This window comes from Arthrobacter sp. ISL-72 (assembly GCF_018613755.1).
In the GTDB taxonomy this organism is placed as follows: domain Bacteria; phylum Actinomycetota; class Actinomycetes; order Actinomycetales; family Micrococcaceae; genus Arthrobacter.
In genome coordinates this window covers 30,027-44,690 of the sequence record NZ_JAGGPP010000017.1, presented here as the reverse complement: position 1 = coordinate 44,690, position 14,664 = coordinate 30,027, and the positions used below count along the sequence as shown (strand labels likewise).

General features: G+C 65.6%; 13 protein-coding genes and 1 tRNA gene. 5 read left to right on the top strand and 9 right to left on the bottom strand.

The annotated features are described in order from the left end of the window. Positions 1-70 precede the first annotated feature (70 nt). A complete protein-coding gene (locus tag J7I92_RS15720; protein ID WP_214841973.1) occupies positions 71-1,165 on the top strand; it encodes a S1C family serine protease in 1,095 nt (364 codons plus the stop codon). A gap of 24 nt (positions 1,166-1,189) precedes the next feature. Here the strand turns inward: J7I92_RS15720 and araA are convergent, their stop codons facing one another. The 4 genes from araA to J7I92_RS15700 all read right to left on the bottom strand — a co-directional run bounded on the left by araA (position 1,190) and on the right by J7I92_RS15700 (position 6,360). After that, on the bottom strand, positions 1,190-2,725 hold the full coding sequence (araA, locus tag J7I92_RS15715; RefSeq protein ID WP_214841970.1) for an L-arabinose isomerase: 1,536 nt from the start codon (positions 2,723-2,725) through the stop codon (positions 1,190-1,192). 31 nt (positions 2,726-2,756) lie between these two features. Beyond that, positions 2,757-3,437 carry an L-ribulose-5-phosphate 4-epimerase gene (locus J7I92_RS15710; protein WP_214841967.1) on the bottom strand — a complete coding sequence of 227 codons (681 nt, stop codon included), beginning with the start codon at positions 3,435-3,437 and terminating at the stop codon, positions 2,757-2,759. Continuing rightward, positions 3,434-5,203 carry a ribulokinase gene (araB, locus tag J7I92_RS15705; protein ID WP_251040003.1) on the bottom strand — a complete coding sequence of 590 codons (1,770 nt, stop codon included), beginning with the start codon at positions 5,201-5,203 and terminating at the stop codon, positions 3,434-3,436. Before araB ends, J7I92_RS15710 begins: the two co-directional genes overlap by 4 nt. Positions 5,204-5,346: 143 nt before the next feature. Further along, positions 5,347-6,360, bottom strand: coding sequence for a LacI family DNA-binding transcriptional regulator (locus tag J7I92_RS15700; protein WP_214841964.1), 1,014 nt, complete (start codon positions 6,358-6,360; stop codon positions 5,347-5,349). 111 nt (positions 6,361-6,471) lie between these two features. Here J7I92_RS15700 and J7I92_RS15695 point away from each other — a divergent pair, with 111 nt between their 5' ends. Further along, the gene (locus J7I92_RS15695) at positions 6,472-7,275 is read left to right on the top strand and encodes a dioxygenase (RefSeq protein ID WP_214841963.1); all 804 of its coding nucleotides are present in this window, start codon (positions 6,472-6,474) and stop codon (positions 7,273-7,275) included. Between the two features lie 84 nt (positions 7,276-7,359). Here J7I92_RS15695 and J7I92_RS15690 read toward each other — a convergent pair. Continuing rightward, positions 7,360-7,432 (bottom strand) — tRNA-Lys (locus J7I92_RS15690). A gap of 239 nt (positions 7,433-7,671) precedes the next feature. Here J7I92_RS15690 and J7I92_RS15685 point away from each other — a divergent pair. The 3 genes from J7I92_RS15685 to J7I92_RS15675 all read left to right on the top strand — a co-directional run bounded on the left by J7I92_RS15685 (position 7,672) and on the right by J7I92_RS15675 (position 10,283). Further along, entirely contained in the window at positions 7,672-8,331 is a 660-nt protein-coding gene (locus J7I92_RS15685; protein WP_214841962.1) for a hypothetical protein, read from the top strand. A gap of 316 nt (positions 8,332-8,647) precedes the next feature. Continuing rightward, on the top strand, positions 8,648-9,265 hold the full coding sequence (locus J7I92_RS15680; RefSeq protein WP_214841961.1) for a DUF47 domain-containing protein: 618 nt from the start codon (positions 8,648-8,650) through the stop codon (positions 9,263-9,265). A 1-nt stretch (position 9,266) separates the two neighbouring features. After that, positions 9,267-10,283 (top strand): inorganic phosphate transporter, encoded by a 1,017-nt coding sequence (locus J7I92_RS15675; protein WP_214841960.1) that lies wholly within the window; start codon positions 9,267-9,269, stop codon positions 10,281-10,283. A gap of 70 nt (positions 10,284-10,353) precedes the next feature. On the opposite strand, the gene pstB is transcribed toward J7I92_RS15675, so the two are convergent. From pstB to pstS, 4 genes are all read right to left on the bottom strand, one after another. Then, positions 10,354-11,133, bottom strand: coding sequence for a phosphate ABC transporter ATP-binding protein PstB (gene pstB, locus J7I92_RS15670; protein ID WP_214841959.1), 780 nt, complete (start codon positions 11,131-11,133; stop codon positions 10,354-10,356). A 45-nt stretch (positions 11,134-11,178) separates the two neighbouring features. After that, a complete protein-coding gene (gene pstA / locus J7I92_RS15665; protein WP_214841958.1) occupies positions 11,179-12,288 on the bottom strand; it encodes a phosphate ABC transporter permease PstA in 1,110 nt (369 codons plus the stop codon). After that, a complete protein-coding gene (pstC, locus tag J7I92_RS15660; protein ID WP_214841956.1) occupies positions 12,289-13,221 on the bottom strand; it encodes a phosphate ABC transporter permease subunit PstC in 933 nt (310 codons plus the stop codon). Between the two features lie 194 nt (positions 13,222-13,415). Further along, a complete protein-coding gene (gene pstS / locus J7I92_RS15655; protein ID WP_214841953.1) occupies positions 13,416-14,537 on the bottom strand; it encodes a phosphate ABC transporter substrate-binding protein PstS in 1,122 nt (373 codons plus the stop codon). Between the last annotated feature and the right edge of the window lie 127 nt (positions 14,538-14,664).

Below are 14,664 nucleotides of genomic sequence, written 5' to 3'. Positions count from 1 at the left end.
GACGCCGAATAATAAGTAACCTTATGATAACTGCATAGCCCAGCGGGAAGCTCAGAAGAAGGGAAGAACAGTGGGGCCAACTTCAGCCGCCGGACGCCGCCGTCCCGGCCGCGTCACCGTATCTGCAGCGGCAGCCGCCGTCGTCCTTTTGACGGCCGCTGCCTGCACCGGCAGTCCGCAACAGAGTCCATCGAACCCGGCGCCCGCCACAACGCCAATGTCGTCGCCCGCGAACAGGCAAGGTCAGGGCGCACCGCAGGGAACGGCGGACATCCCCTCCATCGTCGAAAACGTGCAACCGTCGGTCGTCACGGTCAAGACAGACGACGGCGTCGGCAGCGGTGTTGTCTTCGCTGCCGACGGGCTGATCCTGACGAACGAGCATGTGGTGCGGGGCAACTCCGATGTGGAGATTGCCTTCGCGGACGGCCAGCGGGTGGCCGGCACGGTGAAGGCTGCCGATGCCATCTCGGACCTCGCCCTGGTGGAAGCCAAACGCAGCGGGCTGCCGGCCGCGAAGTTCCAGACCGCGCTCCCCCGGGTCGGCGAGCTGGCAGTGGTGATCGGCTCACCGCTCGGTTTCGAAAACACCGCCACAGCCGGCATCATTTCAGGACTGCACCGCGAGATCCCGGGTTCTGCGGCCAGCAGCCAGTCGCTGGTGGACTTGATCCAGACCGACGCCGCCATCAGCCCCGGAAACTCAGGCGGCGCCGTCGTCAATTCCAGCGGCGAGGTGATCGGCGTCAGCGAGGCGTACATACCCCCGCAGTCAGGGGCAGTGGCCTTGGGCTTTGCCATTCCGGCAGCAACGGCGGTCCGGGTGGCCGAACAGCTTCGCGAGGACGGCACGGCCGACCACGCCTTCATCGGCCTCCGCCCGGGAGAGATCACCCCTCAGATCGCAGAGCGGCTGGGCCTGCAAGACACCCGCGGCGCTTTGGTCCTGTCCGTTGTGGACGGCGGCCCGGCGGACGCCGCCGGCATCAGGCCGGGAGATGTCCTCACCGCCGTCGACGGCAAGGAGCTGTCCTCGCCCGAGGACCTGCTGGCCGAGCTCCGGAACAAGAACCCGGACCAGACCGTGACGGTGGGGATCCGCCGCGGAACGGACTCGCAGGAAGCCAAAGTGACTCTGGCCGCCCGCCCGGCCACTGCAGGCTGAGCGGCCGGCCGGAAGCAGGAGTGGCTACAGCCCGCCCGCGAGCTTGTAGTAGGCGGCGTTCCAGTTCAGTTCCTTCTTGAACTGCTTGATGGTGGTGCCTTCGTCGATGGTCAGCAGCTCGGTCCTGGCGATCTCGGCGAAGTCCTCGAACACGTCCATGCCCACGGCGGTAGAGAGCACGGTGTGGTGCGCAGCGCCGGCAGTCAGCCATGCTGCGGCTGACGTCGCGAAGTCGGGCTTCGGGGACCACAGCGCCCGCGCAACCGGCAGGTTGGGCAGCGGCTCATCCAGGTCCACGACGTCCACGGCATTCGCCACGAGGCGGAACCGGTCGCGCATGTCGGACAGCGCAACGACGACGCCGGGGCCGGCATCGGTGTCGAACACCATGCGGACCGGATCTTCCTTGCCGCCGATGCCCAGCGGGTGGATCTCGACGCGCGGCTTCGTGGCGGTCAGCGACGGGCAGACCTCCAGCATGTGCGCGCCCAGGATCTTCTCCTGGCCCGGCGCGAGGTGGTACGTGTAGTCCTCCATCAGCGACGCGCCGCCGGGCAGGCCGGCACCCATCACCTTGGCGGCGCGGACCAGGATGGCAGTCTTCCAGTCGCCCTCGGCGCCGAAGCCGTAGCCGTCGGCCATCAGCCGCTGCACCGCCATGCCGGGCAGCTGGCGCAGCTCGCCCAGGTCCTCGAAGGAGGTGGTGAACGCAGCCGAACCGTTGGCCTCGAGGAAGCTGCGGAGTCCCAGTTCGATGCGGGCGCTGTAGCGCAGCGATTCGTGCCGTGCCCCCCCGGCTTTCAGTTCGGGGACCACGTCGTAGAGGCGCTCGTATTCCGCAACGAGGGCGTCGACGTCGGACTCCGCGGCGCCGTGGACGGCGTCGGCGAGCTCATTGACCGACCAGGTGTTCACCGAGACGCCGAAGCGCAGCTCTGCTTCGGTCTTGTCACCTTCGGTGACGGCCACGTTGCGCATGTTGTCGCCGAAGCGGGTCAGTTTGAGGGTGCGGACGGCTGCCCACCCGGCCGATGCCCGCTGCCACACGCCCACCTGGCGGGAAACTTCAGGGTTGGAGACATGCCCGACGACGGTTTTCCGCGGGATATTCAGGCGTGACTGGATGTAGCCGAATTCGCGGTCGCCGTGGGCTGCCTGGTTCAGGTTCATGAAGTCGAAGTCGATGTCCGCCCACGGCAGCTCCACGTTGGCCTGGGTGTGCAGGTGCAGGAGCGGCTTGCGGAGCAGGTCCAGGCCCTGGATCCACATCTTGGCGGGCGAGAAGGTGTGCATCCATGCGGTCACACCGATTACGGCGTCGTCCGAGTTGGCTTCCAGCGCGGTGCGGCGGATGGCGTCCGAATCGGTGAGGACGGGCTTCCAGACCACCTTCACCGGAACGTCGGAGGACCCGTTCAGGGCGTCGGCAATCTCCTGCGACTGCACCGCAACCTGCTTAAGGACGTCCTCGCCGTACAAGTGCTGGCTGCCAGTGAGGAACCAGACCTCGTAGTGCTCCAGCGAAGTCCTGTTGGCGGACGTGTTGTTGGCGTTGCTCATGGGGGTTCTCCTGAAGAAAGCGGGCTGCGGCCTACTGGCCGTAGGCGTTCTGGTAGCGGGCGTAGAGGGATTCAATGCTGCGCTGGTCGATCGGCAGGGGTTCGCCCAGCTGGCGGGAGATATGCACGGTGCGTGCCACTTCCTCGCACATGACCGCGGCCTTCACCGCAGAGCGGGCGTCCTTGCCGATGGTGAACGGCCCGTGGTTCTGCATCAGGACCGCCGGCGACGTTGAATTGCGCAGGGTTTCCACGATTCCCTGGCCGATCGAGTCATCACCGATCAGCGCGAAGGGGCCAACGGGAATGCTTCCGCCGAACTCGTCGCTCATCATGGTCAGCACGCAAGGGATCGCCTCACCGCGGGCAGCCCACGCCGTGGCGTAGGTGGAATGCGTGTGCACCACGCCGCCCACTTCCGGCATATGCCTGTAGACGTATGCATGGGCGGCGGTGTCCGACGACGGCGAGAAGGCCGGGTTATCCCACTCGCCCTCAGCGGGGACGCCATAGAGGTCCGTGACCACCATGCTTTCCGGCGTGAGGTCCGCGTAGGAGACTCCGGACGGCTTGATGACCATCAGCTCGTGGCCGGGGATACGGGCGGAGACGTTGCCGGCCGTCCATACCACCAGCTCGTAGCGGGTGAGCTCGGCGTGCAGTTCGCAGACCTCGCGCCGGACCTGTGCGATGGTTTCCAGAAGCTGGTTCATGCGGACACTTCCTCTTCCGCCGGCTCGGAGACAATGCCGGCAGTTTCGCCGCCTGCGGGAGGCGAAGAGGCCCGCCTGGCGGAGCGCTGGACCGCCTTGAGCCGGTGCATCACGCTGTTGGCGCCCCGGCCGAAGTAGTCATGCAGCGTCCGGTACTCCTGGAATAGCTCCTCGTAGGCGGCGACATTTTCCGCGATGGGAATATAGATGCCGCCTGGCTCCGAACCCATGGCCCCTGCGGCAGCACGGATGTCCGCGTATTCGCCGGCAGCCACGGCAGCGTGGATGGCAGAACCGAGCGCCGGTCCCTGGGCTGAGCCAATGGTGGACAGCGGCAGGCCGGTGACGTCTGCGTAGATCTGCATCAGCAGTTTGTTCTTCAGCAGGCCGCCGGCCACGATGAACTCCTTGACCGGCACCCCAGAGTCGCGGAAGGCATCCACGATGGTGCGGGTTCCGAACGCCGTGGCTTCCAGCAGCGCCCGGTAGGTGTCTTCGGGGCGGGTGGCGAGGGTCTGGCCCACAACCACGCCGGAGAGTTCGTGATCCACCAGCACGGAGCGGTTACCGGAGTGCCAGTCCAGGGCAAGGAGGCCGTGTTCGCCAATCGCCTGCCGGGAAGCCAGTCCGGTGAGGTATTCGTGGATGCCCAGGCCTTTTTCTGCGGCTGCCTGGTGGTACTCGGGCGGAACGCCGTTCTTGGTGAACCAGCCAAAGATGTCGCCCACGCCGCTCTGGCCCGCTTCGTAGCCCCACAGTCCGTCAACGATTCCGCCGTCCACCACGCCGCACATGCCCGGCACTTCGCGGAGTTCGGAGCCGTTCATGACGTGGCAGGTGGACGTGCCCATGATGGCCACCAGCTGCCCGGGCTCCACTGCCTTTGCCGCCGGAGCGGTGACGTGCGCATCAACGTTGCCCACTGCAACCGCTATCCCTTCCGGCAAACCGGTCCATGCCGCGGCCTCGGCAGTCAGCCGGCCCGCGGCGTCGCCCAGCCGCCCGATGGTGTGTTCCAGCTTGGTGCTGACAAAATCCTTGAAGTCCGGATTAAGCGCGGACAGGAATTCCTCGGACGGGTAGCGGCCGTCCTGGTAGATGCCTTTGTAGCCGGCGGTGCAGGCGTTGCGGACGTAGTTGCCGCACAGCTGCCACACAATCCAGTCGGCCGCCTCCACCCAGTGGTCCATTGCGGCGTAGGCATCAGGGTCCTCCTCCAGGAGCTGGAGGCCCTTCGCGAACTCCCATTCCGAGGAGATGAGGCCTCCGTAGCGCGGCAGCCAGCTTTCACCGCGTTCCGCGGCCAGCGAGTTGATCCGGTCAGCCTGCGCCTGCGCGGCATGATGGCGCCACAGCTTCACGTAGGCGTGCGGGCGGTTGGCGAAGCCGGGAAGCTCGTTCAGCGGAGTGCCGTCCGCCTTGACCGGCACCATGGTGCAAGCCGTGAAGTCGGTGGCGATGCCCACAACGGCGGCGGGATCGATTCCGGCGTCGGCGATGGCTTCCGGCACCGCCCGGCGCAGCACGTCGCGGTAGTCGTCGGGCACCTGGAGGGCCCACTCGCCTGGAAGCCGGGCGGCGGTTTCGCCTGGAACGCCGGCCACGTCCGCGGGAAGGGCGTCGGTCACGACGGCGTGGGGGTATTCAAAAACTCCGCTGCCCAGTTCCTTGCCGTCCCGGACGCGGACCACCACGGCCCGCCCGGACAGCGTGCCGTAGTCGACGCCGATCACAAAGCTGTCTGAACCGTCTACTGTGACGTTCATCAATTCCTCCAATAGTTTCCGCCGCTCTGCGGTTGCTCTCAATTGTTAGCGCTAACAAACAACGTGTCAAGATGCCACTGGAGTTTGGGCGGTTTGGGGTTTGGAAGCCCGCCTGTCGAAGGGGCTGGCTTAACCGGTCCGGCCTACGCTGGCGGCGCGGTGCTCGCGCGCACCACCATCCGCGGGTCCACCACGGTGGCACCGGCCCTGGCGCTGTCTTCCAGCAGCGCGAGCATCATGTCCATGCAGCGGCGGCCGAGTTCCTCGAAGTCCTGGCGCACAGTGGTCAGGGGCGGGGTGAAGTAGCCCGCTTCCGGCTGGTCGTCGAACCCCACCACGGACACGTCCTGCGGCACCCGCACCCCGGCTTCGCCGAAGGCCCGCAGCAGTCCCAGGGCCATCTGGTCGTTTCCCACGAACACTGCAGTGGCGGCACGTTCCACGGCGAGCTTCTGGCCGATGCCGTAGCCGCTTCCCGCACTCCAGTCCCCCTCAACCAGGAGGTCGTCGGCAAGCCCGGCATCGGCAAGCGCCTCGCGCCAGCCCTCCGTCCGCTGCGCGCCGTCGATCCAGTCCTGCGGACCGGAGACGTGGCCGATGCGCCGGTGCCCCTGTTCAATCAGATGCGCGACGGCAAGGCGCGCCCCGAGCTTTTGGTCCACCATGGCCCCGCTGAACCGGCCCTCACCACTGGAACCGACCACCACCACCGGGACATCCAGGCTCAGCTTTTCCAAGGCAGCCAGGGTTTCAGCATGGGGCACCAGGGCCACGATCCCGTCCACTCCCTGGTCCATAAAGTGGCGCACCGCATCGGCGACGGACTCCGCGCCCACCTCCCTCAGTGCGGCAATGCTCACGAAGTAGCCCGCGTTGCGCGCCGCCTGTTCCACCCCGAGCAGCGTGTTGGCCGGGCCGTATTGGGACAGTTCGCTCGCCAGGACGCCGATGGTATGCGATCGCCGCGTCACCAGGCTGCGCGCCGCAGTGTTCCGCCGGTATCCCAGCTCGGCAATGGCGGCCTCAACACGCTCCCTGGTTGCCTTGCTGACATTGGGGTGGTTGTTGATGACACGGGATACCGTCTGGTGCGAGACGCCGGCGCGTTCCGCCACATCTTCAAGTCGCGGAAGGCGCCGCTCGCTGCTGTTGACCATGAAGCTATTGTGCGCGAGCATGCGGCGCATCGGCGAACAGGCCCGGAACGGACGGGATATGTCGGAAAAATTATACTTGAAGATTCAACTAAGAAGTCGTAGAATTAACGTATGACGCAGACACTCGACCGCCCGCCGGTACTATTCCTGAGCCACGGCGCCCCGCCCTTGGCTGATGACGCCCGCTGGACCCGCGAGCTCAGCGCCTGGTCCGGAGCGTTCGGCAAACCCAAGGACATCCTGATGGTGTCGGCACACTGGGAAAACGCGCCCGTGACACTCAGCGCCACCGTGAACAAACCGGGCCTGGTGTACGACTTCTGGGGCTTCCCGCAGAAGTACTACGACGTCACTTACGACGCTCCCCAGGCGGCGGAACTCGCCACCGAAGTGGAAAAGCTCGTCTCCACCCACGGCCACCACGTGGAACGCGACGAGGAGCGCGGCCTGGACCACGGCGCCTACGTGCCGCTGGTCGAAATGTACCCGGAGGCCGACGTCCCGGTGCTCCAGATGTCCATGCCCACTCTGGATCCGCAGGGCCTGTTCAACCTGGGCAAGAGGCTGGCGCCGCTGCGGGACCGCGGCACGCTCATCGTCGGCTCCGGCTTCACCACGCACAACCTGCGCTGGTTCAACCCGGCCGGCGGGCCCGACACAGCGCCGCCCTCCGCCTCAAGCGAGTTTGACCATTGGGCCCAGGAAACCATGGAAGCCGGCGACGTCGATTCCATCCTCGACTTCCTGCACAAGGCACCGGCAGCCCGCGAGGCCCATCCGCGCAGCGAGCACTGGGCCCCGCTCTACGTTGCCCTGGGTGCCGCCTACGAATCCGGCGACCTGAAGGCCAAAACAGCCGTCGACGGATTCTGGTTCGGCCTGTCAAAGCGTTCCTGGACGCTCACCGGAGAATAGGCCGGGCAATAAACACCGGCAACAAAAAACCTCCGGCCACCTGTCACCAGGAAGCCGGAGGTTTTCCACTCTTCGCTAAAAGAGTGGGCCCTGTGGGGATCGAACCCACGACCCACGGATTAAAAGTCCGATGCTCTACCAACTGAGCTAAAGGCCCCAGCTGACGGCCTGGCGGCGCGCGGCAAGCGCACGCCTTCGAGCTGTCAGCCCAGTCCATTTCTGGACGTTAAATACTGTACCGCACGCCGGGGGCAGCTTTGGCACAACGGCGAGTGGCGCCGTCGGACATTCACGGCGGCGTCACCGGTGTCCCTTTCTTTGTACGCATTCCACTACTCCTAAAGCCGCCGGGCGGCAAGCTCGATAACAGAAGAGCACAGGAGTAGCGTGGGGGGCATGAGCGAGCAAGCAGGATCCAGGGCCTACGGCGGAGCAAACCGGCATCACAAGCCCAAGCCTTTTGCGCCCATCGACTTCGAGCCGTTCGCGGGCGGCGCGGATCCTGCACGGGTATCCGAAGCTGCCCACCTGGCCGCCCAGGCGCTGGTGCGCCACGGCCGCGACAGCGATGATCCCAAGGTAACCAGGCGCCTGGTCAAACTGGCTGATGAGCAGGGCCTGGAAGCCATTGCCGAAATGTGGGCGGAAAGCCCGGCGCGCTCCCTGCCCGGCGCCCTCTGGCGCCTCTACGCGTTGCGTGCAGCGACCATCCAGGACCCCGAACGCATCTCCGTCTACTTCAAGGCCGGCAAGGACACGGCGCAGGTCTCCAATGTCGTTGCCGGGGCGGCCGAGCCGCCGGGAGCGGACGAGATGAAGACGATGGCGGATGCCATCCTCTCCGGAGCGTTCGATGGCGAGTTCGACGTCGCGCTGGAACGTTCCGCCGCTTTCTGCCGCGTGGTGGCCCTGGGCCAGGCCACGCTGGCCGACGGCGCCGAACACAGCAATGAAAACCACGCCAGCAAACTGACCCGCAATTCCCACCTCCTGGTGAAGACAGCGGAGGACCTGGAGCACGCGGCCAACGCCTGGCGCCTGGGAGAACTGGACTGACCCGTCCCCGGCTGCCGGCGCTTCGCAAGTCTGCCATTGTTACGCACGGAGGGGCCCGGCTGTCAATGTTGACTTGGTTCAGCCAAAGTAGAAAACTGAAACCGGTGCCGAACCGCGAAACCCCCGGGCTTCAACATTTAGCCGCCTAGAGCGGCCTACCGCCGAGAGGCGTATCCGGTTCGGCACCACTTTTATGCCCGCGTTGATGTGCCGGTAAAGTAATCCCCATGTGCGGGTCAACGTCAAGTCACATGGCCCAGCGGCCACATTCCATGCAGATCCCTACCCACGTCGCTGCCCCAAGCGGAACCCGAAGGTGAAGCTCCGCCTCTTTCCGCAGGAGCCCGCGGGGCTGAATCTCCTCTCGCAGATGGCCGGCCAGATCGTCCTCGCCACCGGGACCCTCGCCGAGATCCTTGGCGTTCCGGCCGCGGAGCACAGCCGCCTCGTGGAGGACATGCACAATCACGAGGCCAAATCGGCTGAGCTGCAGTTCGCCCTGCTGACCCACATGCGCACCAGCTTCGTAAATCCCCTGCCGCGCGAGGACATGTACGCCCTGTCCCGCTACCTCAACGAAGCCATGGAGAAGCTGGACGCCGCCGCTGAACTGGTGGCCCTGTACAAGCTTGAACGGCACCCCAAGCGCGCCACGGACCAGCTCGAGATCATTAGCCGGCAAGCCGAGCTCACGGTTGACGCGATGCGCCGCCTGAACAACCTGGACGACCTTGAGGACTACTGGATCGAGATCCTCCGCCTGGCCAAGCGCGCGGAACGGACCCACCGGGTATGGGTGGCGGACATGCTCACGGACATGAAGTCCGCCCAGTACGCCCGGAACCGGGATGTTGCCAACCAGCTTGTGGAAGTCACCAAGGACATGCGGCGCATCGCCACCCAGGTAGGCAGCATCATCGTCAAGGAATCCTGACGTGGCCTTGGTCTTTTTTGCCGTAGTGGTGGCCGCCGCCGCAACGTTCGCGTTCCTCAATGGCTTCCGCGATGCTTCGACGTCCGTGGCGCTGGCCGTGCGGACCCGTGCCCTGACCCCCACGGTGGCAGTGCTGCTCGCTGCCCTCTTCAACTTCGTTGGCGCCGCGCTGAGTGCGGGCCTGGCGCTCCAGGTGAGCCGGGACTGGATCTCGCTGCCGCAGGGGGAAAACGGCCTGACCATCCTGCTCGCCGGCCTGCTCAGCGCCGTGCTGTGGGGCATCTACACCTGGTGGCGGGGCATCCCATCCTCCTCCACGCACGCCTTGGTGGGCGGGCTGGCAGGCGCCGGTCTCGCCAGTGTGCTGGTGGGCGGCAACTACGTGGGCGGCGTGAACAACTCGCTGCTGTTCCAGGTGGTGCTCCCCCTCCTGCTGTCTCCCATCCTCGCGTTCGCGGGCGCGTACCTGCTCGTGTGGCCGGCCACCTGGGCGGCCCGGTACACGCCCCCCAGCGTGGTGAACAGCCGGTCGCGCCGGACCCAGTCGGTCGCGGCCGGAGCGGTGGCCTTCGGCCACGGGCTGCAGGACGGACAACGGACCAGCGCCGTGCTGCTCCTGGCGCTCCTTGCCTCGGGCCTGTCCGACGGCGGCGCCATGCCGGGGTGGGTGGCTTTGCTCCCGGCAGCCATGCTCACGGCGGGAACCCTGGCCGGAGGGTGGCGCATCTCCTACACGATCGGCTACAAGCTCACCCGGATAGATCCGCTGCGAGGCTTCGTCGCCCAGCTGTACAGCTCGGTCATCCTGCTGCTCGGCGCGATCGGGCTGCACTGGCCCGTTTCCACCACGCACACCGTGACGGCAGCGGTGCTGGGTGCCGGCAGCAACCAGGGCTTCCCGGTGACCAACCGCGGCCTTGTGCTCAGGATCCTGGCTTTCTGGGTCCTCACCCCCGTTGTCACGGCGGCGGCGGCCTTCGTGCTGGAACTGTCGCTCTCGCCCTTGACCAAGTTGTAGGCCCCGGCGTCAGGGACCCAGGCTCCAGCGACCCTGGCTTCAGGGATCCCGGCGTCAGGGACCTAGGGGCTTATCCGAAGCGGCCGGAGACGTAGTCTTCAGTGGCCTTCTGGGTGGGGTTGCTGAAGATGGTGTGGGTGTCGCCCACTTCGATCAGCTTGCCCGGCTTGCCGGTTCCCGCGATGTTGAAGAACGCGGTCCGGTCCGAGACGCGCGCAGCCTGCTGCATGTTGTGCGTCACGATGACCACGGTGTACTGGTCCTTGAGGTCATTGATGAGGTCCTCAATGGCCAGGGTGGAGATGGGGTCCAGCGCGGAGCAGGGCTCGTCCATGAGGATGACCTGCGGCTCCACCGCGATGGCCCGGGCGATGCACAGGCGCTGCTGCTGGCCGCCGGAGAGTCCGGACCCCGGCTTGGCGAGACGGTCCTTCACTTCGTTCCACAGGTTGGCGCCCTGCAGCGACCGCTCCACGAGGGCATCGGCCTCGCCCTTGGAGATCTTGTGGTTGTTCAGCCTCACTCCGGCCAGGACATTGTCGCGGATGGACATGGTGGGGAACGGGTTGGGCCGCTGGAACACCATGCCGATCTGCGAGCGCACGGTCACCGGGTCCACACCCTGGCCGTAGAGGTTGTCCCCGTCCAGCAGCACTTCGCCTTCGACCCGGGCGCCCGGAATGACCTCGTGCATGCGGTTCAGCGTGCGCAGGAACGTGGACTTTCCGCAGCCCGACGGGCCGATGAATGCCGTGACGGACTTGGCTTCGATGTTGATGCTCACGTCCTCAACGGCCAGGAACTTGCCGTAGTAGACGTTCAAATCCTTGACGTCGATGCGCTTAGACATGGTATTCCTTCACTTGCTGGATACGAATTGAATTTTACCGGCGGACTAGCGGCCGGTCTTGGGTGCGAAGGCCCTGGCGATCAGCCGTGCGCCGAGGTTCAGCAGCATGACCAGGATGATCAGCACCAGGGCGGCACCCCAGGCCCGCTGCGAGGACGGATCCGGGCTGGACGGCGAGGTGGGGTTCAGGATCTGGGTGTAAATGAACGTGGGCAGCGAGGCCATCCAGCCGCTGAAAACGTTGTTATTGATGCTGGTGGCGAAGCCTGCGGTCACCAGGATGGGGGCGGTCTCGCCGATCACGCGGGCAATCGCCAGGGTGACGCCGGATGCGATGCCGGAGATCGCCGTCGGGATGACCACCCGGAGGATGGTGCGCCATTTGCGGACGCCCAGTGCGTAGGCCGCCTCGCGAAGCTCGTTCGGGACGATCTTGAGCATTTCCTCACTGGACCGCACCACTACCGGGATCATCAGGACAGAAAGCGCGACGGCGGCAACGGCACCTGTTTTGGTGCCCGGCCCCACAACCGCGAAGAAGAAGGCGGCAGCGAAGAGGCCGGCAACGATCGACGGGATGCCCGTCATGACGTCCACGAAGAACGTGATGGCGCGGGCCAGCGGGCGGTCCTCGCCGTACTCGACGAGGTAGACGGCAGTCAGGAGGCCCACCGGCACTGAAATGACGGTGGCCAGCAGGGTGATCTGGATGGTGCCGAGGAGGGCGTGGTAGATGCCGCCCACCACGGGCGTGCCTTCCTCAACGCTCTTGTTATCAAAGGCGCCCGTCACGCCGTTCATGGAGGTGGTGAGGAAGCCGGGGTCCAGGAGTCCGGGGAGCCCGTTGACCAGTACCGTCCAGATCACCGAAATCAGCGGCAGTAGTGCCACCAGGAAGGAGCCCACCACCAGGCATGTTGCCAGTTTGTCCTTGGCCTTGCGGCCTCCTTCGACGGCGGCGCTCCAGCCCACGAGGCCGGCGGTGAAGAGGATGGCGGAGACAATTCCCCAGCCGAACGCGTTGAATCCGACAACAGCGAGGATCGCGGCGCCGACTACCAGCGCAAGGGCAAGGACGACGTACGGCGCGAATTTGGGCAGCTGGCCCTTGGTGAGCGCGGAACGCTTGCGGACCGGTGTGAGGGTGGAGGTCATTTAGTTGGCTCCCGAGAATTCTTTGTGCCGGCTGATGATCCAGCGGGCAATCATGTTGACGCCCAGGGTGATGATGAACAGGACCAGGCCTGCCGCGATCAGCGTGCTCACCTTCAGGCCGCTGGCCTCCGGAAAGTTCAGGGCGATTTCAGCGGCGATGGTCTGGTTGCCGGACTGGATCAGGCTGGCGGTGAGGGCGCCGGAGGAGAGCACCAGCGCCACGGCCATGGTCTCGCCGAGGGCGCGGCCCAGCCCCAGCATCACGGCGCTCACGATGCCCGGGCGGGCGAACGGGATAACTGCCATCCTGATCATTTCCCAGCGGGTGGCTCCCAGTGCCAGGGCGGCTTCCTCATGCAGCTTGGGGGTCTGCAGGAAGATTTCGCGGCTAAGGGACGTGATGATGGGAAGGACCATGACCGACAGGACGATTCCGGCGGTGAGGATGGTTTTCCCGGTGGCCGACGCGGGCCCCTGGAAGATGGGCAGCCAGCCCATGTTGTTGGCCAGCCAGTCATAGGCCGGGGAGATTTCCCTGGCCAGGAACGCCGCACCCCAGGCGCCGTAGACCACCGACGGGATTGCGGCCAGGAGGTCGATCACGTAACCAAGGCCCGAGGCGAGGCCCCGGGGTGCGAAGTGCGAAATGAAGAGCGCCACTCCGATGGCCACCGGGGTGGCAATGACCAGGGCGATGACGGCTGCGATCAGGGTGCCGATGACGATGGGCCAGATGTAGGCGAAGAAGCCTTCGCCGCCCTGGATCTTGTCAGGCGAAGCCACCAGCGCCGGGATCGCCTGGACTACCAGGAACAGGGCAACGCCAAAGAGCACGGCAAGGATCAGGCACCCTGCGGCCAGGGCTGCTCCGGAAAAGACCTTGTCGCCGGCGCGCCCTGCGCACCGGGACTGTGTCAGGGAGGTGGTGGTCACAAACGATCCTCTGGTTCGAATAGAACCGACTGCCTCGCGCCGGATGGATCCGGCAGGCAGCGGTGAAACTGGCTTATTTCGGACAAACACCTAGGTTCCCTGCCCCGCACGACGGTCTGTGACCGTCCCGTTCGGGACAGGGAACCTTGGTCAGGCTCGTGTTTCCACTATGCCCTGTTGCGCAATGTATTTCCCTAGGACTTGACCTTGATGGTCTCGATGGCCGCGGCGGCCTTTTCCTGCAGGTCCTTCGACAGCGGGGCGGACTTTGCAGCGTCGGCTGCAGCCTGCTGGCCGGCGTCCGAGACGACGTAGCTTTCGAAGGCCTTCACCAGGTCAACGGTTTCCTGGCTGTCGTAGGTGGAGCAGACAACGTGGAAGGACACCAGGACCACCGGGTATGCACCTTCGATGGTGGTCTTGCGGTCCAACTTGATGGAGAGGTCGCTGGCGGAACGGCCTTCAACGGGCTTGCCGGCGTCAACAGCCTTGGCTGCAGCTTCGGCTGAAATCTTGGTGAAGGTTTCGCCCACCTTGATCTGGGCGATCCCCAGCTTGCCGCTGACGGCCGAGTCATCGGCGTAGGTCACGGCGCCCGGGGTGTCGGTGACGGTCTTGACCACGCCGGAGGTGCCCTTGGCGTTCTCGCCCTTCAGCGAGGCCGGCCACACACCGGAAGCCTTGTCGGTCCAGGTTTCCGGAGCGGCGGCCGACAGGTAATCGGTGAAGTTGCTGGTGGTTCCGGAGTCGTCCGAGCGGTTCACCGGGGTGACCTTCAGGTCCGGCAGCGTGACATCCGGGTTCATGGCCGCAATGGCGGGATCGTTCCAGTTGGCGATCTCACCGCGGAAGATCTTGGCCACCGTGACGGCATCAAGCTTCAGTTCCTTGACATCGGGAATGTTGAAGGCGATGGCGATCGGCGAGATGTAGACCGGGATGTTGACGGCACCTTCGGGGCCGCAGACGTCCTTGGATGATGCGAACTCTTCGTCCTTGAGGTAAGCATCGGAGCCGCCGAACTGTGCGGAGCCGTCCAGCAGGGCCTTGCGGCCTGCACCGGAACCGTCGGGTGAGTACTGGACGTTGGCACCCTGGTTTGCGGACGCGAAGTTGGTCTTCCAGACGTCCATCGCCGCACCTTGCGCGGAGGAACCGATGCCGGTGAGCGTGCCGGTGACTTTGGCGCCGGTGGCGGACGGAGCACCGGACTGTGCGGTGCCCGTGGCGTTGTCGGAACCGCAGGCGGTGAGCGCGAGCGCGCCGGCTGCGATGACAGCGATAGCCGCGTGGCGGCCGAAGCGGAGTGCCTTCACTGAATGTACCCCTTCCAGGGATTTCTGATGCGTAGCGGACCGGAGACGTCCGAACAAAAAAAGTTGCGTACTTTTTGTACCTTTATCGAAGTTAGGGGCCGTAGGTAACGGGATGTATGGACCAAGG

Bases quoted from the DNA above. Each gene is read 5' to 3' on its own strand.
- araA (WP_214841970.1), bottom strand. From the start codon at position 2,725: ATGAGCAACGCCAACAACACGTCCGCCAACAGGACTTCGCTGGAGCAC.
- J7I92_RS15710 (WP_214841967.1), bottom strand. From the start codon at position 3,437: ATGAACCAGCTTCTGGAAACCATCGCACAGGTCCGGCGCGAGGTCTGC.
- araB (WP_251040003.1), bottom strand. From the start codon at position 5,203: ATGAACGTCACAGTAGACGGTTCAGACAGCTTTGTGATCGGCGTCGAC.
- J7I92_RS15700 (WP_214841964.1), bottom strand. From the start codon at position 6,360: ATGGTCAACAGCAGCGAGCGGCGCCTTCCGCGACTTGAAGATGTGGCG.
- J7I92_RS15695 (WP_214841963.1), top strand. From the start codon at position 6,472: ATGACGCAGACACTCGACCGCCCGCCGGTACTATTCCTGAGCCACGGC.
- J7I92_RS15685 (WP_214841962.1), top strand. From the start codon at position 7,672: ATGAGCGAGCAAGCAGGATCCAGGGCCTACGGCGGAGCAAACCGGCAT.
- pstB (WP_214841959.1), bottom strand. From the start codon at position 11,133: ATGTCTAAGCGCATCGACGTCAAGGATTTGAACGTCTACTACGGCAAG.
- pstA (WP_214841958.1), bottom strand. From the start codon at position 12,288: ATGACCTCCACCCTCACACCGGTCCGCAAGCGTTCCGCGCTCACCAAG.